The following is a 21,701-nucleotide window of genomic DNA, read 5'->3' on the forward strand; positions in this document are numbered from 1 at the left end:
TTCTACAGATTTTATGTATTATTAGAGTAATGGGGGTAATGAGAATGGAGGAGGACAATGCAACAAACATTAGAAAAAATAGGCAAACAAGTCTTTTATAAACGGCTACAGCAAAAAATGACACAAGAAGAATTATGTCAGGGCATTTGTTCTGTCTCATACTTAAGTAAGATTGAAAATGGAAAGATTGAAGCATCAGAAGAAATTCTACAATTGCTCTGCGCAAGATTAGAAATTGCCGTGACGGATTTGAGGGATGTAGAAGAAGATGTGAAGGGGAAGCTGGATGAATGGTTGAATGCACTAGTTCATTTAGACAAGCAACAAGTAGAACGTATATATGAAGAGTTGCAAGGTGAAATGAAGCATGTGTTGGATTTTGAAATTATAAATTATTATAAACTGCTGTATACACGTTATTTAATTATGAAAAGGGATTTTCCTGCTGTCGAAAAAGAGTTAGAGAGCTTAAAGAAGATGTACAAAAAGTATTCACCATTCCAAAAATTATTATATACGTATAGCAAAGGGTTATATTATTTTTTACAACATAGATATAAGAAGGCATTGGAGTATTTGACTCGAACAGAAGTAATGGCAAAGGAACAAGGTTATCATGAGAATGGAATATATTTCAATTTGGCTCTTGTTTATAATGAATTAGAAGTTGAACATATGACTTTACATTTTGCTAATGTAGCAATGGAAGGATTTAAGAATGAATATAAATTCCGTTATGTGATAAATTGCCAGTTACTTATTGCGTTGAGTTATATACAAAAAAAGCAATATAATGAGGCACTATCTATTTATAATAATATTTTGAGGGAAGCAAATTCTTTTGCTGATAAAGAAAGTATAACAGCTATTGCTTTAAATAATTTAGGCTTCTTGTACTATAACTTAAAAGATTATGCAAAAGCAAAAGATTATTATTTACAATGCCTAAAGTACAAAAAGGAAGAGGATTTAAATTATATTGATGCAGTGTATGAGATCGCTTTGCAGTGTATTGAATTAAAAGAATTTGAAGAAGCGAAAGATTGGGTTAATAAAGGAATAGATGTTGCCAAGAGGGATGAAAAGTATAAAAGTATGCTATATATACTTTCAATGCTTAAGAATAAATACTTTGAAACGAAAGATGTTTATAAAAGATTTTTAGAAGTTGAGGCAATCCCATTTTTTAGAGGCGAAGAAAATAAAAAGGAATTAAAAATGGTTTATTTAGAACTAGCAGGATATCACGAGGAATTACTAGAATTTAAGGAAAGTAATAACTACTATAAATTAGCAATTAATTTATTAGAAGAAAAGGGAGGAAAATAATATGAAAAAAATAATTATTGGTGCTTTGGCTTTGGTAGCTGTATTAGTGGTATTGGAACCGCAATATGCTTGGACATCGGATATTTATGGTCAAGGCGAAAAAGTAGTAGAATTAATAAATTCTTAACAGAAACCCCTTTCCAATCGGAAAGGGGTTTTTCAATATTTGTTCCTCAAAATTCTACAAAACTTGAGAAAATAATTATTTGAATTTTTAGTATATTAATAGTGGAAACATAATGCTAATATAAAACTACTCTTTTTCAAAAAAAATTTTTATTAGGGGGAAGGTTCATGAAAAAGAAAAGTTTAGCGTTAGTGTTAGCGACAGGAATGGCAGTTACAACATTTGGAGGGACAGGCTCTGCATTTGCGGATTCTAAAAATGTACTCTCTACGAAGAAGTACAATGAGACAGTACAGTCACCTGAGTTTATTTCTGGTGATCTAACTGGAGCGACTGGTAAGAAAGCGGAATCTGTTGTGTTTGATTACTTAAATGCAGCAAAAGGTGATTACAAGCTAGGGGAAAAGAGTGCGCAAGATTCTTTCAAAGTGAAACAAGTGAAGAAAGATGCTGTAACTGATTCAACAGTAGTACGTATGCAACAAGTTTACGAAGGAGTGCCTGTATGGGGTTCTACTCAAGTGGCTCACGTAAGTAAAGACGGTTCTTTAAAAGTATTGTCTGGAACAGTTGCACCTGATTTAGACAAAAAGGAAAAGTTGAAAAATAAAAATAAGATTGAAGGCGCAAAAGCAATTGAAATCGCGCAGCAAGATTTAGGGGTAACACCGAAATATGAGGTAGAACCAAAAGCGGACTTATATGTATATCAAAATGGTGAAGAAACAACATATGCATACGTTGTAAATCTAAACTTCTTAGATCCAAGTCCAGGAAACTACTACTATTTCATTGAAGCAGACAGCGGTAAAGTATTAAATAAATATAATAAATTGGATCATGTAACAAATGAAGATAAATCACCAGTTAAGCAAGAGGCTCCTAAACAGGATGCGAAAGCAGTAGTAAAACCTGTAACAGGAACAAATAAAGTAGGAACTGGTAAAGGTGTATTAGGAGATACGAAATCACTTAATACAACGTTATCTGGTTCATCTTACTACTTACAAGATAATACGCGCGGGGCAACAATTTTCACATATGATGCGAAAAATCGTACTACATTGCCAGGAACTTTATGGGTAGATGCAGATAATGTTTTCAATGCAGCGTATGATGCAGCAGCAGTAGATGCTCATTACTATGCAGGTAGAACATATGATTATTATAAAGCTACATTTAACAGAAACTCTATTAATGATGCAGGAGCTCCGTTAAAATCGACAGTTCATTACGGAAGTAAGTATAATAATGCATTCTGGAATGGCTCACAAATGGTATACGGAGATGGTGATGGTGTAACATTCACTTCATTATCTGGTGGAATTGATGTAATTGGTCACGAATTAACGCATGCTGTTACTGAAAATAGCTCGGACTTAATTTATCAAAATGAATCAGGAGCGCTAAATGAAGCAATTTCTGATATTTTTGGTACTTTAGTAGAATTCTATGATAACCGTAACCCGGATTGGGAGATTGGTGAAGATATTTATACGCCTGGTAAAGCAGGAGATGCGCTTCGCTCTATGAGTGATCCAGCGAAATACGGTGATCCAGACCATTATTCTAAGCGTTACACTGGTACTAGTGATAACGGTGGGGTTCATACAAACAGTGGTATCATTAACAAACAAGCTTATTTATTAGCAAATGGTGGTACGCATTCGGGTGTAACTGTAACGGGCATTGGTAAAGATAAGTTAGGTGCAATTTATTACCGTGCAAACACACAATATTTCACGCAATCTACTACATTTAGCCAAGCTCGTGCTGGTGCAGTACAAGCTGCAGCTGATTTATATGGTGCGACTTCTGCGGAAGTAGCAGCAGTTAAGCAATCATTTAGTGCTGTTGGTATTAACTAAGGATTAAAAAGGATAGCTATTAATAAAATACCTCAAAAATAAAGAAGGAGCATAGGCTCCTTCTTTATTTTTTTCTCCATTTTTTCCACAAATAAAACAATCCAATAACGCCTGCGATTGTTACAACCCACTTCGCTTCATTTGTTCCGTTCATGACTTGGTATGCCGAATATACTTCAATCAATAAGGCCGGTATTTTACCTATTGTACTGGCAATACTGAAGGAGAGTAATGACATTTTCCCTAGAGCTGCAAATAAAGTCACGATACTTGATGGGATGAAAGGTATCAATCGAAATGATAGAACGAGTAAAAAGGCCTCTCTACCTTCTACATAAAGAAGACGCTCTACCTTTGGGTATTTATTTACTTTATCGTGAGTGAACTTTTGAAGGCCCATGCGGTAAATATAAAACGAGATAATAGCCCCTAATGCTTCGCCTACGATCGAAATAACAGTACCATTTGTTACGCCAAAGAGCTGTATATTAATGGCGGTTAAAAAAATACTAGGGATAAAACCTAAAAGACTAATGATGATGTTAATTAAGATACTAAGTGGAATTGCGATTGAATAGTATTCTGTTAAGAAATTTTGAATCGTTTCAGCCATTGTTTAAAATCCTTTATCTTTTTTTGCATTACACCACATTTCGTTTGTATAGGCAAGGAGAAATTTACATAATGTAGAAAAACGTTGATAAGAAGGGTATTTTATACCTTATATGGGTATTGGGTATATGAAAATAGGGGTATTTTAAAATGTTTTTAAAAATACTATAAAAACCTTTGTATAAAAGAGTTTTTATAGTTATGTTATCGGTGATTTCATCTGGGAAATAATCGAAAAATATAGGGGGTATATATTATAAAAGGCGAAAAATAGAGGGTTGATGAAATTGCTGGGGTAAATATGGAAAAATAGATAAAAAAAATGAAAACTGATAGATTTTTTCGTTGTGAAATTGACTTTTAGTGAAGTTGCGATAATAATCATGGAAGAGGTGATATGATGAAACGAATAAGTAGTCTTTTCTTCAGTAGTTTATTGGTATTAATGCTGATCTTAAGCGGATGTGCAGGAAAAGAACAAAAAACAGAGAAACAGACAGGGAATCAAGCTACATCGGTAGAAAAAATTAGTGATAATATTTTAGATGAAATGGAAGGACCACCTAAAAATGGTCATACGATTGAAAGACATGTAGGCAAGTCAGAAGAGGATTTGAAGAATCGCTTGAAGACAGATAAAGTGTCAGCCGCAAGTACATACTATGATAAAGAAACAGCGACGAAAGCTGTAAAAGATAGCTTGAAGCAACATGACAAGGAAATTCAAGATTGGTTAAAAAATTCTAAAGAGGCTCGTCTCGTATTAAATACAACTCATTCATTTCCTGTTGGAAAAACGGTAATAAAGAAAAATATGAGTGTAAAAGACAAGTTAGTAAAAACTGTTACTGTTTTAGCAAGAGATAAGTCAGGAGAATTAGGGTTTAAGATTATTACTTCTTATCCATCTGATAAATAAGAAGGGGGAGTACATTATGTATACGACATTACAATACTTTCTTAAATCGTACTGTACGTTAAGTATTCATGAGGATGAAATAGTAAGCGTGATGGAAGAGTTTATTGAACAAGAAGACGAAGAAATTGTTTTGAAATTACGTGATGAATTAATAAATATGAAGAAAAAGAACGCGTGGGAAGAGGCGTGTGTATTAGCTGCGAAGCAAGGAAATCGTATGTGGTCTTTAGAAGAAACGAAAGACCATCTTGAAACTTTTTTACTATTACTGCAAAAGAAAAAGGCGTGATTTAATCACGCCTTTTTCTTTATGCTATTCGGTTGGTATTATCTATTCTTTTGGAGCGCTTTTATATACGCTTTTTGAAATTTGTCCATTTGATATTACTTCCCCGTTTTGTGTTACTTTTTTATACGTAACCGCGGTGATTTTATCACTAGTTCTACTAATTACTTGAGAAGAAACTTCAACATTTTTACCAGTATTTGTACCGAAAATGCGTGTAGTAATACTACCTCCATTTGAAAATGCTTGAATATAAATATGATTGCCTGTATTATTTTTAAATTTTAAATCTGGACCATAATCTGCTACTGCTGCATCTTGCCCAAGTGGTAAATAATTTACTGGCATAGAATGATTGCTTCGAGAAACAATGCCTAAATCTGCCCTTAAAGCTGCACTGTATAATGTACTACTGACTTGGCAAACTCCTCCGCCTGCACTTTGTATTACTTTACCTTGTGAATATACTGCTGCAGATTTATAACCATGTGCAGCATCAGTTACGCCAACGCGACCGTTAAAACTAAATGTTTCATCAGGTGCGACAATAACCCCACTTAAAGTATTAGCTGACTTATTTACGTTAAATGATTGATTTCCGTTACGGCCAGCCATTGGAGTAGAATATTCAGCAATGACTTCTTTAATACCCATTTTCTGTATGTCTTCTGTAGAACGTTCTGGTTTTATGAATGTAACTGGTAATGTAACATCTGATTTACCAGTAGTAATAGCTTCATTTGTTAAACCGCTTAGTTTCCCTTTATCAATTTTTTCTCCGTTTTGGCTTTGACTAATATTTACTGTTGAGCCTTCAATACTTAATTCTGCGTTAACAGGATTTTTTAATGTTTCATTATATTTATCTTTTATAAAGGTTTCATAAGCTGTTGCATTTAATTGTGGTGTTAATTTATAGTCACGTTTTAATTCACCGTTTTCAGCTTGCTTACGCATTTTATAACGATTCATTACGTTTCCTTCTTGTTCTTTGAAGATTTTGTCAATAATATCTTTCTCTTTATAATTTATTCCTAAATCTTTCCATGTGTAAGTTTGTTTATCGTTTTGGAATATGTAGGTAAGGGATTTTTGATCTAACTCAGTTACCTTTTGATTAATAATTGCTTGAATATCCTTCTTATTTTTTCCGTCGAGAGAAATACCTTCAAATGTAGTATTTGGTAATGAAGTAGTATCTAATTGATTATTTAATTTGGATACATATTGATATCCCCCAACACCGCCTACACAAAGTAATATGCCCCCAGCAATTGCAGAACCAATCAGTATTTTACTTAGCTTCATTTATTTCCCCCCAGAAATTTATGTATAAATATATGTATTACATTTTTTGTATAAAAATGATGAAAATAACATTGAGGGTGTTGCAAAACTAAAATAAATATGCAATGTTATGAATCAGAAAAACTAGCTGAACATGCAATAGATAGCGATTTTGACCATACCAACGTGGCTGTTCCAGCCCTTTATCTTTGAGATGACTAAACTGTTGTTCAATTTTTCCACGCTCTTTCATCAACTGTTTGCCAAAGGTAGTTTGTAGAAAATGAGACACTACACGACGATGTGTACTTTTGATTGGTCCGCTATTACGCGGGTTAATTGGATTGATCGCAAAGATATCACATGCTCCGGCAATTTCATGAATGTGCTGACTATCATAAGCGGCATCTGCAACGGAAAATAACACATTTTGGTTTTGTATATCCCGAAGCAATGCAGGAGCTATTTTACTATCATGTACATTTGCGGTTGTAAATGCATACGACAATATAACACCTTCTGGTGTAGAACAGACATGAGTTTTATATCCCTTATACCAACCATAGCGAGTAGATTTTCCCCATTTCGCTTGAGAATCATATAAACTACTCCGTAAGGCTGTACTATCAATTAAAACGCACGGAATTAACCCTAAATTCTTTTCTTGAAGAATTTGTTTATGAAGCAACGGAATTTCTTCGTTGCGAAACCAAGTGCCTACACGTGAAAAAGTAGATATATGAGGAACAAGCGAAAGGCCACAAGATACACGAAATGAAGGATATTGATGTAAAAAACGAGTTAACTTACGTAATGAATTGATCTGGAATACCGTTTTTATAAAAAAACATTTGAGTAAAGCTTTTCTACAGATGGGTGGGCGGCCTGTCATAGGCGGAACGCCTCCAATGGTTAAACTGTCTACGTAGGCAAATAAAATTTGTAAAATGGATTGATTTTGATCAAAATTGGTTATCATACTAGTAAATCCGTCCTTTCTGGAGATAGTTTTAGGATACTATCATTCTTCCAGGAAAACGGGTTTCTTTATGCATTCATTTTTGGATATTTATGAGTTTTGCAACACCCTCAACATTATGTACGTACTAGTATACTATTATTTTCACTGTGTGTGTAATGTTTTCATAAAAAATGTTACACCGCTGTAATAATTGTCACTTCTTGTCACAATGTGTATGAAAAATATGTTGAAAAATATAATAAAAAGGCTGTCTAGAAAGATCTAGCAGCCTTTTTATTATAATTTTTTATGTTCATTTTTATTCGTAACACCGAGATGTTTTTGAAGGGTAGTTGAAATAGTATCGACGCTTTTTTCATTTGGAACGTAATAATAAATACCACCTATATATTTATCTGTACCCTCTACTTGCATTTTTTCCATTTTTAAATTTGAATCCATTGAATTTTTTGTAATTGTCATCATATCATCAAAAGTTAAATTGGTTTTTAAATCTTTATCGACAGCGTCTAGTAGGCCACCGATTTTATTAATGGAATTAAGAGATAGTGCCTTTTCAGCAATGGCCTCTAATACAAGTTGTTGACGTTGACCACGCATATAATCACTATCGATATGACGAGTTCTAGCTAGTGCCAGTGCCTCTTCTCCATTTAAATGTTGACGTCCTTTTTTTAGATGAATGGCATCTGCTTCATCTTTACTATTTTGCTCTGTGAACTCAACTGGAACGTCTACAGTAATACCACCAAGAGAATCAACAATTTTAATAAAGGATTTAAAATTGAATTTTACATAGTAGTCAACTGGAACATCTAAAAAGTTCTCTACCGTATCAATTGTGCTGTCTACACCACCGAATACGTGCGCATGTGTGATTTTATCGTATTTATCACGTGATTTAATGTAGACGCGTGAGTCACGTGGAATGCTTACAAGTTTAACGGATTTATCGTTTTTATTAATTGTTGCAAGTAATAACGCATCTGTTCGAGTTGCTTTTCCATAACCTTTTTCCCTAATATCACTTTCATCAACACCCATAATTAGTACGGAAATATTGTCGGTCATAGGTTTAACAGCTTTTTCACGTTTACTGGACTTATCTCCTCGACCTAGTTCAGCATAAGCATTATTTAAGACGGACTTTGCTTTACTGTATATATGGAAGGAGTAGCCTCCTGCTCCAAGTGCTACAATTAGTAATGGAATAAGAAGGAACCAAAGTAGGCGTTTTTTCTTTGAGCGTCCTTTTTTGGCTCGCGTATTGTTGTTCGTGTCGGATTTCATCATTTTTTCTCCTTTAAAACTATCAAAGTGTATACATTTAGAAGTGTATTCAAACACATAAAAAATATTTTACGCTAAATAAAAGCGATTGTACATGTATAAAAAATAGATGTCTTGATTATTTATAAGACACCTATTCGTTATTGTATACAAAAGATAGGGATAAGAAAATGATAAAATTTTACCTAATTACAACATAATGCTTACGATAATTGCAGATAAAATACTAACGAGAGTAGCTCCATATAGTAATTTAAGGCCAAACCTCGCAACAACGTTTCCTTGTTCTTCGTTTAATCCTTTTACCGCACCTGAAATAATACCAATGGAAGAAAAATTGGCAAAAGATACAAGGAAAACAGAAATAATACCAACTGTACGGGGAGAAAGGCTATTAGAAATTTTACTAAGGTCCATCATTGCGACAAATTCATTCGTTACAAGCTTCGTTGCCATAATGCTGCCAGCCGCGACAATTTCAGAACTGGGTACACCGATAAGGAATGCGATAGGTGCAAATACATAGCCGATTAATTGTTGGAACGTAATACCGAATATAATGAGGAACAGGTCATTAATACAACTAATTAATGCGACGAATCCGATGAGCATAGCGCCGACAACAATGGCTACACGAAAACCATCAAGAATGTATTCTCCAAGCATTTCAAAAAAGCTTTGTTTTTCACCTTTGATTTCTAAAATATCTTCGTCATCTTTAACGTCGTAAGGGTTAATGATGAGTACGATAATAAAACCGCTAAATAAATTGAGAACGAGTGCAGTTACTACATATTTAGGTTCAATCATTGTCATATAGGCACCTACGATAGACATAGATACGGTTGACATAGCAGAGGCACAAAGTGTATAAAGACGGTGTTTTGGAATTTGAGCTAATTGTTTTTTCACTGTAATAAAAACTTCTGATTGGCCGACAATGGCAGAGGCGATAGCGTTGTAAGATTCTAATTTACCAAGACCATTTATTTTACTAAGAAAGTACCCGATCCAACGAATAAAAAATGGTAGTATTTTGAAATGTTGTAATATACCAATTAAAACAGAAATAAAGACGATTGGTAATAATACAGTAAGGAAAAATGGCATTTCACCTTTATTTGCAAGACCACCAAATACGAAATTTATTCCATCAGCAGCATACTCGAGTAGCTTGGTAAACAAACTGGAAATGATTCTAATAAGTATGAGGCCGATTTCTGTATTTAATAGTAAATAGGTTAAAATTAACTGTATAATAAGCATGATAAAAATTGGTTTAAATTTAATATGCTTCTTATTATTGCTAGCAATATAAGCGAGCAAGAAAACAACAATTAGTCCGACGAAAAAAGTAATGAATTTCATGGTAAGCCCCCTAAAAGAGATATTCTGCTATATATGTTTTTCATTTCAAGGGAGAATATGCATCTTTGGTAAAGAAAGGAATAGAGAGAGCATGAATATATGTAGAGTGCATCACGTTGCAATTATTTGTTCGAATTATGAGACGTCAAAGGATTTTTATACTAGGATATTAGGGTTTAAAGAGATAAATGAAGTATATAGAAAGGAACGAGATTCTTATAAATTAGATTTATGTGTAGGAGAAGAGTATCAAATCGAATTATTTTCATTTCCAAATCCGCCTGAGCGCAAAAGTTTTCCAGAAGCAGCCGGTCTTAGACATTTAGCATTTGCTGTTACAAATATAGAAGAAGCTGTGAAGCATTTAAACCAATGTGGTGTTGAGACGGAACCAATCCGTATTGATGAAATAACGGGGAAGAAATTCGTCTTTTTCCAAGATCCTGATGGTTTACCTTTAGAATTGTATGAGGTTTGAAAATTGGTGGATTTTATATAGAGTTGCTTTCCAATAATTGAAGAAACTAAAGTGAAACTTCTTTTTAAAAGGAGGTGTAACTTTAGCTAAGAAAGCTAAAGAGCATATGTGGATATTTTAAAATTATTGATGGTAGTCATTCTTATTGGGTTAACAGCATTTTTTGTGGCTGTTGAATTTGCAATTATTAAGGTACGTAGCAGTCGTATTGATCAACTCGTTAGCGAAAAAAGACGAGGTGCACTGGCAGCTAAAAAGGTAACTTCAAATTTAGATGAATATTTATCGGCCTGTCAGCTAGGTATTACAATTACTGCTTTAGGGCTTGGGTGGTTAGGGGAACCAACCATTAAACATTTACTCGAGCCGTTGTTTTTAAAATTAAAATTCTCACCTGCAATTTCCAGTACAGTTTCATTTATTATTGCCTTTGCAGTAATTACATTTTTACATGTTGTCATTGGGGAACTTGCTCCAAAGACATTTGCTATACAAAAAGCAGAACAAGTTAGCTTATTGTTATCGAAACCACTTATTTATTTTTACCGAGTTATGTATCCGTTTATTTGGGCTTTGAATGGTTCAGCGAGGGTTGTAACTGGTTTATTCGGATTACATCCAGCTTCTGAACATGAAGTAGCTCATTCAGAAGAAGAATTAAGGTTAATCTTATCTGAGAGCTATGAGAGCGGAGAGATTAACCAAAGGGAATTTAAATATGTAAATAATATTTTTGAATTTGATAATAGAGTAGCAAAAGAAATTATGGTACCTCGTACGGAAGTTGTAGGCTTATATGAGGATGAACCATTTGAAACACATATTAAAGTAATCGCGCAAGAAAAGTACACGAGATATCCTGTATTTGGTGAAGATAAAGATGAAATTATTGGGATGGTTAATGTAAAAGATTTATTTATTCGTTATATGGATGGTAATCGGGATGAGGAGTGCTCGATTATGCCATATACAAGGCCAGTTATTGAAGTGCTAGAAAATATTCCAATTCATGATTTACTATTACAAATGCAAAGAAAACACATTCCATTAGCTGTATTGTATGATGAATATGGTGGTACAGCTGGGATTGTTACACTAGAAGATATTTTAGAAGAAATTGTTGGAGAAATTCGAGATGAATACGATGAAGATGAGAATCCTCCTATAGAGCATGTAAGTGAAGGTTATAAAATCGTAGAGGGAAAAGTGCTTATTAGTGAAGTAAATGATTTGCTTGGCATACATTTAATTGCTGATGATGTAGATACAATTGGTGGCTGGATTATGGTACAAAAACAAATCGTTGCTGAAGGAGATATTATTGAGAAACACGGTTTTTATTTTAAAGTCCTTGAAAAGGATATGCATCAAATTAAACGAGTGGAAATAAGGAAAGTAGAAGAATGATTTTCTATAAACTTTAATAAAAAGGATATACAGAAAAATAAATGTTTGCGCTTTCAAAAAAGGTGCTATATAGTGAAGGTGGATACTGAAAAATTCTTCTGAATGATACTCGTGTTTTTAGAGGGCGGATTTTTTGGATAAGGATTTAGAATGAAAAAGTATAGGTGATAAAAATGATAGCAACGAAGGATATACGTATAGAAAAAGATTTTTTAGGTGAAAAAGAAGTACCAAGTGCAGCTTATTATGGTGTACAAACATTACGTGCCGTAGAAAACTTCCCAATTACAGGATATCGCATTCGTCCATCACTCATTACAGCAATGGCAATTGTGAAAAAAGCGGCGGCGCTTGCGAATATAGATACTGGTTACTTAGCTAAAGACATTGGGCATGAAATTGCAGAAGCAGAGCAAGAAATTGTTGATGGAAAGTTTCATGATCAATTTATCGTGGATCCTATTCAAGGTGGAGCCGGAACTTCTATTAATATGAATACAAATGAAGTAATTGCGAATAGAGCGTTAGAACGTATGGGATATGAAAAAGGGGCGTATGCGAAAATTAGCCCAAACACTCATGTGAACATGGCCCAATCAACGAACGATGCGTTTCCGACAGGAATTCATATTGCAACTCTTATGATGTTAGAAAAGCTTCTTATTACAATGGAAGAACTTCATTCTGCTTTTCGTAAAAAAGCAAAAGAGTTTGATCATGTTATTAAAATGGGACGCACACATTTACAAGATGCAGTTCCAATTCGCCTTGGACAAGAATTTGAAGCGTATAGCCGAGTGCTTGCGCGTGATATAAAAAGAATTAAACAGTCTCGTCAACATTTATATGAAGTGAATATGGGCGCGACAGCTGTTGGTACAGGATTAAATGCAAATCCTACGTATATTGAACAAGTAGTAAAACATTTAAGAACGTTTAGTGGATTCCCACTTGTTGGTGCAGAGCATTTAGTTGATGCAACGCAAAATACAGATGCATACACAGAGGTATCTGCAGCACTTAAAGTATGTATGATGAACATGTCTAAAATTGCAAACGATCTTCGTATTATGGCGTCTGGTCCACGTGTTGGGTTAGCTGAAATTCAATTGCCAGCACGTCAGCCAGGTTCATCGATTATGCCAGGAAAAGTAAATCCAGTTATGGCAGAAGTGATTAACCAAGTCGCATTCCAAGTAATCGGAAACGATCATACAATTTGCTTAGCATCAGAAGCAGGACAATTAGAGTTAAACGTAATGGAGCCTGTGCTTGTATTTAATTTAATTCAATCTATTAGTATTATGAATAATGGATTCCGTGTATTCCGTGAATATTGTATTGAAGGAATTACGGCAAATGAAGAATTGCTGAAGCAATATGTTGAGAAAAGTGTTGGAATTATTACAGCAGTTAATCCTCATATTGGTTATGAAGCAGCATCTCGTATTGCACGTGAAGCAATTGAAACAGGGAAATCTGTTAGGGAGTTATGTTTAGAACATGGTGTACTGACAGAAGAGGAATTGGATATTATTTTAGATCCATTCGAAATGACTCACCCTGAAATTGCTGGGGCTTCTTTATTAAAAAATAAAAAATGTAATGTGAAAAACACCGATCCACTTGGATCGGTGTTTTATTTTTAAAAGATATTAAATACAGCGTTTAATTGAAGTAAGCTAATAACAGCTAAGAAGATTAAACTGTATTTCATTGCTGTTTTAAATAGAGCAGATTCTTTACCAACTAGTCCAACTGCGGCACAAGCAACTGCTACAGATTGTGGTGAAACCATTTTTGCCATTGTACCACCTACTACGTTTAAGGCAACGAGTGTAGAAGGAACGATGTTTAACTGGTCTGCTGTTACTGCTTGAAGTGGTGCGAATAAAGAACCACTTGAAACTACTGAACCTGTAATGAATACGCCAATCCATCCTAAGATTGGAGAAAGAATTGGGAATGCATTACCAGTAGAAGAGAATGCAAGTCCAAGTGTAGATGACATACCAGAGTAGTTCTCTACGTAAGCTAATGCGATAACGCTACAAATTGTATATACTGGAGCTTTTAATTCTTTCATTGTTTCAATCATTAATTCTTTAACCATTTTACCTTTTACGCGGTAAACGATAAGTGAAACGATAATTGCTAGTACAATCGCAGTAGTTGTAGAAGAGAATACATCAAATTTGAAAACAGCTGCGAAAGGTGTATCAGCTTTTGTAATTGGTGTAGTTTTCATAACAGCATTATGAAGACCAGGGAACTGAATGTTAAATACTAAGTTTGCTAACGCACCATCTGGAGCAAATAAAGCTTTAATCGGTTTTAAGTTAAAGATTGTTACAAATGCAGTTAAGAATACGAATGGAGACCAAGCATATAAAATTTGATTGAATGTGTGTGATACTTTAGTTTCTTGTTTTTCTTCTTTAGTAGAAGATTTTGGTTGCCAAACACGTAAGAATAATGCAAGAGAGATCATACTTACAACGGCTGCGAAAATATTAGTAAGTTCTGCGCCTAAGAAGTAAGTTACAGCGAATTGAGTAATAGCGAAAGAAACACCACTTACAAGAATACCTTGCCAAGTTTCTTTAATACCTTTAATTCCATCGACCATTGAAACAAGTAAGAAAGGTAAGATAACACTAATGAAAGGTAAAATAAGAACAGTTTGACGACCAATAGTTAATGCGTCAAGTTGAGTTAATTGTGCTGGTACTGTAACTGGAATACCCATAGCACCCATAGCACCACCAGCAATATTAGCTACTAAACAAATACCTGCTGCTTTTAATGGATTAAAGCCCATACCTACAAGTAGTGCAGCTGTAATAGCAACTGGAACTCCTAGACCAGCTGCGCCTTCTAAGAAAGCACCGAAAGAATAAGCGATTAATAATACTTGTAAACGTTGATCATTTGTAATGCTTGAAATACTATCGCGAATAATATTGAATTGCTCTGTTTTAACAGTTAATTTGTAAAGGAAAATTGCGGCGATAACGATAGTACAAATTGGATAAAATCCAGATAAAACACCGAATCCGGCAGATGCTACAGCTACTGTTGCTGGCATTTTATAAACAAATATTGCAAGGATAATAGCGACAATCACACTATAAAGACCAGCCATGTAACTTTTCATTTTGAATCCCATTAAACAAATGATGAAACAAAAGATTGGAAGTGCTGCGATTAGTGCAGATAACCAAATATTGTTTAATGGGTCATAAATTTGTGTCCAAGTACTCATAATAATGACAACTCCTATCTATTATATGTGAAGAAATTCACATTATTTGTGAAACTATTCACAATCAACTTACATGCTTAGTATATTCTCCTTCAACACTATTGTCAACGTAAAAAAGTATAATTATTCCATAATAGTGTTAAAAGAAAAGCTTTGTTCATAAAGTAGACAAAAAACACACTCAAATGAATTTAAGTGTGCTGTATAAACTATGTGCATATTATTTTGCTTATTCAGATGGCATGTTCCTTATAGGCGTATATTAGATGAAGTCTTTTATATTAAGTATAAAGTTTGATATATGCAATTATCTGTCCTGTTTGATCTAGTGGGGGGAACGGTGAGTGGATTTAATAGGAAGTTTTGCACAACAATCCAACCGCTTGCAATACGAATAAAAAATAAGAAACAAATTTTTAATATCACATCATCTCTTTTTACTGAAAATTCCTTTTAGCGTAACAAAGAGGTTAATTATAGTTCAACTACATTACGATAGGTTATCAATTATAGACGGTATTTTACAATACCGTTACTGTGCATTTCAATGAGGTGAAAATATAACAAAAAGCCTGATAAAACAACGTTTGCAAGCAAAGTATTCGTAGGCCATTATTTTGCTTTTTCGTTATATCATATAGTATAATATTCAAAATCAGCAAGGATTTTTTCCTGAATTTTTGCTGATGAAGATGGAAAAATTTTTCGGCTTTATAGGTTGATAAAGTTATGTCGTAACAGGAAATATAAGAACAGATATATAAATAAATAAAAAGAACATAAAAACGCAAATAAAAACGAAAATGAGGGGAACTTTATGAGCCAAAATCAATTCGAATGTCGTATTTCAGAAGAAGATGTACAAATGTTAAGAGCGTTAGCTCACCCACTTCGCCTACGTCTAGTAATGGAACTTATGCAAAGAGGAACATGTAATGTAACACAGCTACAGGAAGTATTAGAAATTCCACAATCAACTGTTTCACAACATTTAACGAAGTTAAAGCAAAATAAAGTAGTACGCTTTGAAAGACGAGGATTAGAAGTGTATTATCAAATCCATAATGATAAAGTAAGTGCGGTAGTAAAAACATTATTTTCTTAAAATTTGAATATTATGGAAAAAGACGTGTAGAATATACGTCTTTTTTTATTTGTCAGAAAGGTAGCGAGAGAGTAAATATTAGCATGTTAGGAAGAAATGACTATCAATCAACATGCTGCCTTACGGAATATATTCTAAAAGGAAAAGAAAAAATAAAAAGGAGTGTAGTAAGCAAAAGGAGGGATAGTAGTATGGATGTGAAACGTGTGAAACAAATCTTATCTTCTTCAAGTAGAATTGACGTTACATATGAGGGCGTACCAGTATGGATTGAGAGCTGTGATGAGCAGAAGGGGAGTGCTCAAGTGTATGATGTATCTAATCCTGGTGAGAGCGTTCATGTGGACGTGACAGCTTTAGAGGAGAAATAATAAAAAAGACGCTTCTAATTTTAGAAGCGTCTTTTTGTTATTCCATCATACTTGCAACTTTTTTAGAGCATAGAAGAAGTACAAATCCTAAGACGATAACGATAATCCCGATACTTGCAAATACTTCAAGGTATCCTAATGATTGTGTAAAGGAAGCAAGTTTACCAGCTAACCAGTTAGCCATACCTGAACCAGCTAACCATACACCCATTAATAATGATGCTAATTTAACAGGTGCAATTGCACTTACCATAGATAATCCGATTGGTGATAAGAATAGTTCTCCAATTGTATGGAACATATAAGTGATAACGATGAATAATAAGTTTGCTTTAACAGTTATATCAGCTTCACTACTTCCGGTTTTTAGAACCGCTAATGTTAAAACCAGGTAACCTATACCTAGTAAAATCATACCAAATGCCATTTTTGTTGGTATTTTTAAATCGCCACGCTTTGATTTAGAAAGTTTTAACCATAGCATAGATACGAATGGTGCAAGGAGTACGATGAACGCTGGATTAACGGATTGGAACCAAGATGTTGGCACTTCCCATCCGAAAATTGTACGATCAACAAATTTATCTGTATAAAGTGTTAAAGAACTACCAGCTTGTTCAAAGCCTGCCCAGAAGAATACTACGAAACAAGTTAAAATTACAATTGCCCAAGTGCGATTTTTTTCTTGTTTTGTTAAAGGTTTCTTTTCAATTGTAGGTTGATTTTTTGATTTTTTACCGACAACTGTTGTTCCAGCTTTACCAAGGTAGCGAGGAGCTAATAAGTTGAAAACAATTTGCCCAACAATCATACCGATACAAGCTGCTAAGAATCCGTATTTATATCCCATAACCATAACGCCATCAACGCTTGTTTTAAAGAAGTCTTCTGCTAAAAATCCACAAATAAGTGGAGCAAAGAAAGCACCTACGTTAATACCCATATAGAAGATAGTAAATGCACTGTCACGACGTGAATCATTTTCATCATACAATTCACCTAACAGTGTAGAAATATTTGGTTTAAAGAATCCATTACCAATAACTAATAATATTAATCCAAGGAAAAGTCCTGTTTTTGTGTTCATTGAGAATAGTACAAAGTTACCGATTGCCATAATAATTCCGCCGAGAGTAATGGCATGACGTCTTGTAATATAATGATCAGTTAGCCATCCGCCAAGAATTGGCATGAAATATACTGCTGCTGTAAAATAACCGTATAATTGCACTGCAAATGCCTTATCAAATCCTAACCCGCCACTAACCGCAGTAGTTGTTAAATAAAGAACTAAAAGGCCACGCATTCCATAATAACTAAATCTTTCCCACATTTCTGTTAAGAACAACAAGTACAACCCTGGTGGATGTTTTTTTGGTGATTGTTGCTCTCCAGCTTTGTCTAATTTTAAAGCTGCATCCATTTTTGTTTCCCCCCTAATCCTGTATAACGGATATTTATGTAATCATTTTAATTTACAAAATATTTAGAAGTCAATAGAATTATATGGAAATAGAAAGAAAATTTCTAAAAAAGTTCTATTTTTCTTCAACCGTTACTGTATTTTGCCCTGAAAACGAGATGATAAGCGTTTTCAAATGTAATAATTGAATTCTAAAAGAAAATAAAATAGTGATTAATCAGAAAATTTAGATTAAAATATTTATTCTGATATAAAGAAAATATATTCTATTTACTTTCTCAATATAACATATTGGGAATAAAAATACAAAACGAAATAATGTGACATTTAAGTGAATTGAAAAATAACCAGCTCCACAGAAGGGAGCTGGTTAAGGAAATATTATTTAACAAAGCGTTTTTCGATGTCATCTAGTAATAGGTTAGCAGCAATTACACCGCCAGCTGTATTCCAAATAACGTCATCCACTTTGTATGCTTTACCATTTTTTACTGCATTTAAATTTTTAAATAGAGGATCGTTTATATATTCTTTTTCTAGTTCAGATCCTTTTTTCTCATTTCCTTTATCGAATGTGAAGTAGAATAATACGTCACCATCCATAGCAGAAATACGCTCTTTAGATACGTTACGCTCTGCAAAATCATCTTTGTTTTGATCTCCAGGACGTTTAAATCCAAGTTCTTTTAAAATAACACCAGAGAATGTATCGCCATGATAAATACGAACATCACCAGGCATGAAACGAACCATAGAGATTTCTTGATTTACTTTATCGCCAAGTTTGCCTTTTAAATCTTTCATACGTGATTCGTAATCAGCTACAACTTTTTGACCTTCTTTTTCTTTATTTAATGCTTTTGCATAAAATTTGAAGTTATCTTTCCATTCACCACGTAATGTTTCTGAGAACACAGTAGGTGCAATTGCTTTTAATTGTTCGTACACTTTTTCGTGGCGCATTTTGTTACCGATAATTAAGTCTGGTTTTAAAGAAGCGATTGTTTCAACGTTAACTTGTCCTTCATCACCAACAACTTTTACATCTTTCATTTTATCCTTAATATGTGGATACCATGGGTCACCAGTCCAAGACTTTACAGCACCAACTGGTTTCACACCTAATTCAAGTAAAGCTTCAGTTCCTTCATTTGTTAAGATAACTACACGTTTTGGATTAGCAGGAACTTCTGTTTTACCCATTGCATGTTCTACAGTAACCACTTCTTTTTTATTATCTTCTTTTGTAGATTCTTCTTTGTTATTTGATTTTCCACAAGCGCTTAAAAGCATTGAAAATGCTAGTAAAAATACAAATACTGTAAACGATTTCTTCCGCATGAAATTCATTATGTACCCCCTATATGTTGAGAATATTTTTCAATAGCAAGCATGATATTAAGCCTTTATCTTTTGATTGTCAATACATATGGGTGAAAATAATTCTCATTTCCGTTGACAATGAGAATTAAGTTGAAATACACTAACAACGTATCATTATACATTGAAGGGGAAACGCTGCATGTTATTAAAAACAAATCGAGCAAAATGGATTGGATTATTTGTTGGAATCATTGCAGTCGTTATTTGTATTTGGGGAAGTATTATTTTCGGATATACAAATACGAGTTGGAAACTAGCATTGGATGCTTTTTTCCATTTTAACGGTTCCAATGAACATATTATTATTCAAAATGTACGTCTGCCTAGGGCGTTAATTGCAGCTAGTGTTGGTGCTAGTTTAGCCATTGCTGGTTGTCTTATGCAAACTTTAACTAAGAATCCACTTGCTTCTCCAGATTTTATTGGATTAAATTCAGGTGCTGCGTTCTTTATAGTTGTAGCAATTGTAATCTTTTCAGTAACATCATTATCAGCTTTCACATGGATTGCCTTTTTAGGAGCGGCGGTTGCAGCTGTACTTGTATTTGCTTCTAGTTCTTTAGGAAAAGAAGGGACTACTCCTCTTAAGTTAACGTTAGCAGGGGTCGCAATTAGTGCATTATTTTCATCATTAACACAAGGATTACTTGTGTTAAATGAAAAAGCACTTGAAGAGGTATTATTTTGGCTTGCTGGATCTGTGCAAGGGAGAAAGTTAGAAATTTTACAATCTGTATTCCCATATTTATTAATAGGATGGATTGCATCTCTTATGATGGCAGGGAAAGTAAATACATTGATGATGGGAGAAGACGTCGCGAAAGGACTTGGACAACGAACAATTTTAATGAAATCATTCGTGTTACTTATTATTGTACTGTTGTCTGGTGGTTCAGTTGCGGTTGCTGGCCCAATTGGATTTATTGGAATTATTACTCCGCATTTTGCGAGATTTCTTGTTGGAGTTGACCACAGATGGAGAGTGCCTTATAGCGGATTGTTAGGTGCAATACTACTAATATTGGCTGATATAGCAGCAAGATATGTCATTATGCCACAAGAAGTACCAGTAGGAGTTATGACAGCATTTATTGGAGCTCCATTCTTTATTTATATTGCACGTAAGAGAGGGCTTAGCAAATGAAGAAATATATTCCGTTTCGTATAGGAAAAGGTGAGCTCTCGTTTTTAATGTATAAACGAGCTTGTCTCGTCTTGTTAAGTTTACTAGTTGTTTTAATAGGATTATTCTTTGCGAGTGCAGGTATGGGGGACATGAAAATTGCTCCTTATGACGTATGGCAAGCAATTACTGGAAATGGCGATGCGATGTCAAATATGGTTGTAAATAAGTTTCGTATGCCACGTATTTTAATTGCTATCCTCGTAGGAATTGCGCTTGCAGTAGCGGGCTGTATTTTACAAGGGCTCGTTCGAAATCCACTTGCTTCTCCTGATATCATCGGGATTACGGGCGGGGCAAGTGTCGCAGTTGTATTATTTTTAGCGCTATTTAGTGATAAAAATAATGCGCTAACTGTAAGCATTCATTATATGCCGTTAGCAGCTTTTGCAGGAGCAACGATTGTAGCGGTTTTTGTATACTTATTTGCATGGAAAAATGATGGATTATCACCAATTATTCTCGTTTTAATTGGTGTTGGATTTTGGGCATTAACGAAGGCGGCAACAACATTATTTATGTTGTTAGCACCAATTTATCAAGCGAGCCAAGCGAATGTATGGATTACGGGTACCGTTTATGGCTCTTCTTGGCAAAATGTTATGGTACTTGCACCGTGGGTTCTCATTTTAACGGTAATATCATTTATAGCTGCTAGACATTTAAATGCGCAAGAGCTAGGGGATGATATTGCGGTAGGACTTGGTGTTCCTTTAACGAAGTCACGCGTATTCATGTTATTACTTAGTACGGCTTTAATTGGGGGAGCAGTTGCCTTCGCCGGAGGGATTGGATTTGTCGGTTTAATGGCACCTCATATTTCACGAAGGCTAGTTGGTTCTTTATACGGTGCATTGCTCCCAGTTGCAGCTATTGTTGGTGCAATTCTAGTACTTGCTGCAGATTTAATAGGGCGTACAATTTTCACACCACTTGAAATTCCAGCAGGGGTATTTACATCAGCAATTGGTGCACCTTATTTTATTTATTTACTTTATAAAAGTCGGAATTCATAAAG

General features: G+C 34.3%; 20 protein-coding genes. 12 read left to right on the forward strand and 8 right to left on the reverse strand.

The features are described from left to right. Window positions 1–57 precede the first annotated feature (57 nt). The 3 genes from V6946_RS02975 to V6946_RS02985 all read left to right on the forward strand — a co-directional run bounded on the left by V6946_RS02975 (window position 58) and on the right by V6946_RS02985 (window position 3,324). Window positions 58–1,329, forward strand: a complete 1,272-nt coding sequence (locus V6946_RS02975) for a tetratricopeptide repeat protein (RefSeq protein WP_366982317.1) — start codon at window positions 58–60, stop codon at window positions 1,327–1,329. Window position 1,330: 1 nt separating this feature from the next. Beyond that, the gene (locus tag V6946_RS02980) at window positions 1,331–1,456 is read left to right on the forward strand and encodes an NprX family peptide pheromone (protein ID WP_000720172.1); all 126 of its coding nucleotides are present in this window, start codon (window positions 1,331–1,333) and stop codon (window positions 1,454–1,456) included. Between the two features lie 167 nt (window positions 1,457–1,623). Further along, entirely contained in the window at window positions 1,624–3,324 is a 1,701-nt protein-coding gene (locus V6946_RS02985; protein ID WP_000730383.1) for a M4 family metallopeptidase, read from the forward strand. 64 nt (window positions 3,325–3,388) lie between these two features. On the opposite strand, the gene V6946_RS02990 is transcribed toward V6946_RS02985, so the two are convergent. Further along, window positions 3,389–3,937 carry a TVP38/TMEM64 family protein gene (locus V6946_RS02990; protein ID WP_006925018.1) on the reverse strand — a complete coding sequence of 183 codons (549 nt, stop codon included), beginning with the start codon at window positions 3,935–3,937 and terminating at the stop codon, window positions 3,389–3,391. A 399-nt stretch (window positions 3,938–4,336) separates the two neighbouring features. Here V6946_RS02990 and V6946_RS02995 point away from each other — a divergent pair, with 399 nt between their 5' ends. Beyond that, window positions 4,337–4,855 carry an RNase A-like domain-containing lipoprotein gene (locus tag V6946_RS02995; RefSeq protein ID WP_000822700.1) on the forward strand — a complete coding sequence of 173 codons (519 nt, stop codon included), beginning with the start codon at window positions 4,337–4,339 and terminating at the stop codon, window positions 4,853–4,855. 16 nt (window positions 4,856–4,871) lie between these two features. Beyond that, complete coding sequence (locus V6946_RS03000) at window positions 4,872–5,144, forward strand: hypothetical protein (protein ID WP_000288803.1); 273 nt, start codon at window positions 4,872–4,874, stop codon at window positions 5,142–5,144. A gap of 42 nt (window positions 5,145–5,186) precedes the next feature. Here the strand turns inward: V6946_RS03000 and V6946_RS03005 are convergent, their stop codons facing one another. The 4 genes from V6946_RS03005 to V6946_RS03020 all read right to left on the reverse strand — a co-directional run bounded on the left by V6946_RS03005 (window position 5,187) and on the right by V6946_RS03020 (window position 10,068). Beyond that, window positions 5,187–6,449, reverse strand: coding sequence for a VanW family protein (locus V6946_RS03005; RefSeq protein ID WP_006925017.1), 1,263 nt, complete (start codon window positions 6,447–6,449; stop codon window positions 5,187–5,189). Window positions 6,450–6,537: 88 nt separating this feature from the next. Beyond that, a complete protein-coding gene (locus tag V6946_RS03010; RefSeq protein ID WP_023520903.1) occupies window positions 6,538–7,407 on the reverse strand; it encodes an ISNCY family transposase in 870 nt (289 codons plus the stop codon). 279 nt (window positions 7,408–7,686) lie between these two features. Then, the gene (locus tag V6946_RS03015; RefSeq protein ID WP_002163841.1) at window positions 7,687–8,703 is read right to left on the reverse strand and encodes an LCP family protein; all 1,017 of its coding nucleotides are present in this window, start codon (window positions 8,701–8,703) and stop codon (window positions 7,687–7,689) included. Window positions 8,704–8,889: 186 nt separating this feature from the next. Further along, complete coding sequence (locus V6946_RS03020; RefSeq protein ID WP_006925013.1) at window positions 8,890–10,068, reverse strand: NupC/NupG family nucleoside CNT transporter; 1,179 nt, start codon at window positions 10,066–10,068, stop codon at window positions 8,890–8,892. A 91-nt stretch (window positions 10,069–10,159) separates the two neighbouring features. Between V6946_RS03020 and V6946_RS03025 the strand changes: the two genes are divergently transcribed. The 3 genes from V6946_RS03025 (at window position 10,160) to aspA (ending at window position 13,602) form a co-directional block, all read left to right on the forward strand. Further along, the gene (locus V6946_RS03025; protein ID WP_001017675.1) at window positions 10,160–10,546 is read left to right on the forward strand and encodes a VOC family protein; all 387 of its coding nucleotides are present in this window, start codon (window positions 10,160–10,162) and stop codon (window positions 10,544–10,546) included. Between the two features lie 108 nt (window positions 10,547–10,654). After that, window positions 10,655–11,953 (forward strand): hemolysin family protein, encoded by a 1,299-nt coding sequence (locus tag V6946_RS03030; RefSeq protein WP_000353314.1) that lies wholly within the window; start codon window positions 10,655–10,657, stop codon window positions 11,951–11,953. Between the two features lie 173 nt (window positions 11,954–12,126). Continuing rightward, a complete protein-coding gene (gene aspA, locus V6946_RS03035; RefSeq protein WP_406622208.1) occupies window positions 12,127–13,602 on the forward strand; it encodes an aspartate ammonia-lyase in 1,476 nt (491 codons plus the stop codon). Here the strand turns inward: aspA and V6946_RS03040 are convergent. Next, window positions 13,599–15,218, reverse strand: a complete 1,620-nt coding sequence (locus tag V6946_RS03040; protein ID WP_000109103.1) for an L-lactate permease — start codon at window positions 15,216–15,218, stop codon at window positions 13,599–13,601. The two genes, aspA and V6946_RS03040, sit on opposite strands and share 4 nt — an antisense overlap. Window positions 15,219–16,035: 817 nt before the next feature. Between V6946_RS03040 and V6946_RS03045 the strand changes: the two genes are divergently transcribed. After that, window positions 16,036–16,323, forward strand: coding sequence for a helix-turn-helix transcriptional regulator (locus tag V6946_RS03045; RefSeq protein ID WP_000081428.1), 288 nt, complete (start codon window positions 16,036–16,038; stop codon window positions 16,321–16,323). 191 nt (window positions 16,324–16,514) lie between these two features. Continuing rightward, a complete protein-coding gene (locus tag V6946_RS03050; protein ID WP_000382679.1) occupies window positions 16,515–16,694 on the forward strand; it encodes an acid-soluble spore protein H in 180 nt (59 codons plus the stop codon). Window positions 16,695–16,731: 37 nt separating this feature from the next. Here the strand turns inward: V6946_RS03050 and V6946_RS03055 are convergent, their stop codons facing one another. Both V6946_RS03055 and V6946_RS03060 read right to left on the reverse strand, forming a co-directional pair. Beyond that, a complete protein-coding gene (locus V6946_RS03055; protein WP_406622210.1) occupies window positions 16,732–18,117 on the reverse strand; it encodes a peptide MFS transporter in 1,386 nt (461 codons plus the stop codon). 381 nt (window positions 18,118–18,498) lie between these two features. Then, entirely contained in the window at window positions 18,499–19,467 is a 969-nt protein-coding gene (locus V6946_RS03060) for an ABC transporter substrate-binding protein (protein WP_001010276.1), read from the reverse strand. Between the two features lie 172 nt (window positions 19,468–19,639). On the opposite strand from V6946_RS03060, the gene V6946_RS03065 reads away from it, so the two are divergent. Together V6946_RS03065 and V6946_RS03070 are read left to right on the forward strand one after the other, a co-directional pair. Further along, window positions 19,640–20,644 carry an iron ABC transporter permease gene (locus V6946_RS03065; RefSeq protein ID WP_000925232.1) on the forward strand — a complete coding sequence of 335 codons (1,005 nt, stop codon included), beginning with the start codon at window positions 19,640–19,642 and terminating at the stop codon, window positions 20,642–20,644. Beyond that, window positions 20,641–21,699, forward strand: a complete 1,059-nt coding sequence (locus V6946_RS03070; RefSeq protein WP_000760056.1) for an iron ABC transporter permease — start codon at window positions 20,641–20,643, stop codon at window positions 21,697–21,699. Before V6946_RS03065 ends, V6946_RS03070 begins: the two co-directional genes overlap by 4 nt. The last annotated feature ends 2 nt before the right edge of the window (window positions 21,700–21,701 follow it).

Origin of the sequence: Bacillus sp. PPSBB_2 (genome assembly GCF_045291115.1) — a bacterium.
GTDB lineage: Bacteria > Bacillota > Bacilli > Bacillales > Bacillaceae_G > Bacillus_A > Bacillus_A cereus.

What these genes read in the sequence shown, in the direction of transcription:
- V6946_RS03015 (WP_002163841.1), bottom strand. Translation starts at nt 8,703, where the DNA reads ATGATGAAATCCGACACGAACAACAATACGCGAGCCAAAAAAGGACGC.
- V6946_RS03050 (WP_000382679.1), top strand. Translation starts at nt 16,515, where the DNA reads ATGGATGTGAAACGTGTGAAACAAATCTTATCTTCTTCAAGTAGAATT.
- V6946_RS03010 (WP_023520903.1), bottom strand. Translation starts at nt 7,407, where the DNA reads ATGATAACCAATTTTGATCAAAATCAATCCATTTTACAAATTTTATTT.
- V6946_RS02995 (WP_000822700.1), top strand. Translation starts at nt 4,337, where the DNA reads ATGAAACGAATAAGTAGTCTTTTCTTCAGTAGTTTATTGGTATTAATG.
- V6946_RS03045 (WP_000081428.1), top strand. Translation starts at nt 16,036, where the DNA reads ATGAGCCAAAATCAATTCGAATGTCGTATTTCAGAAGAAGATGTACAA.
- V6946_RS02975 (WP_366982317.1), top strand. Translation starts at nt 58, where the DNA reads ATGCAACAAACATTAGAAAAAATAGGCAAACAAGTCTTTTATAAACGG.
- V6946_RS03070 (WP_000760056.1), top strand. Translation starts at nt 20,641, where the DNA reads ATGAAGAAATATATTCCGTTTCGTATAGGAAAAGGTGAGCTCTCGTTT.
- V6946_RS03005 (WP_006925017.1), bottom strand. Translation starts at nt 6,449, where the DNA reads ATGAAGCTAAGTAAAATACTGATTGGTTCTGCAATTGCTGGGGGCATA.
- V6946_RS03065 (WP_000925232.1), top strand. Translation starts at nt 19,640, where the DNA reads ATGTTATTAAAAACAAATCGAGCAAAATGGATTGGATTATTTGTTGGA.
- V6946_RS02980 (WP_000720172.1), top strand. Translation starts at nt 1,331, where the DNA reads ATGAAAAAAATAATTATTGGTGCTTTGGCTTTGGTAGCTGTATTAGTG.
- aspA (WP_406622208.1), top strand. Translation starts at nt 12,127, where the DNA reads ATGATAGCAACGAAGGATATACGTATAGAAAAAGATTTTTTAGGTGAA.
- V6946_RS02985 (WP_000730383.1), top strand. Translation starts at nt 1,624, where the DNA reads ATGAAAAAGAAAAGTTTAGCGTTAGTGTTAGCGACAGGAATGGCAGTT.
- V6946_RS03020 (WP_006925013.1), bottom strand. Translation starts at nt 10,068, where the DNA reads ATGAAATTCATTACTTTTTTCGTCGGACTAATTGTTGTTTTCTTGCTC.
- V6946_RS03040 (WP_000109103.1), bottom strand. Translation starts at nt 15,218, where the DNA reads ATGAGTACTTGGACACAAATTTATGACCCATTAAACAATATTTGGTTA.
- V6946_RS02990 (WP_006925018.1), bottom strand. Translation starts at nt 3,937, where the DNA reads ATGGCTGAAACGATTCAAAATTTCTTAACAGAATACTATTCAATCGCA.
- V6946_RS03060 (WP_001010276.1), bottom strand. Translation starts at nt 19,467, where the DNA reads ATGAATTTCATGCGGAAGAAATCGTTTACAGTATTTGTATTTTTACTA.
- V6946_RS03025 (WP_001017675.1), top strand. Translation starts at nt 10,160, where the DNA reads ATGAATATATGTAGAGTGCATCACGTTGCAATTATTTGTTCGAATTAT.
- V6946_RS03000 (WP_000288803.1), top strand. Translation starts at nt 4,872, where the DNA reads ATGTATACGACATTACAATACTTTCTTAAATCGTACTGTACGTTAAGT.
- V6946_RS03055 (WP_406622210.1), bottom strand. Translation starts at nt 18,117, where the DNA reads ATGGATGCAGCTTTAAAATTAGACAAAGCTGGAGAGCAACAATCACCA.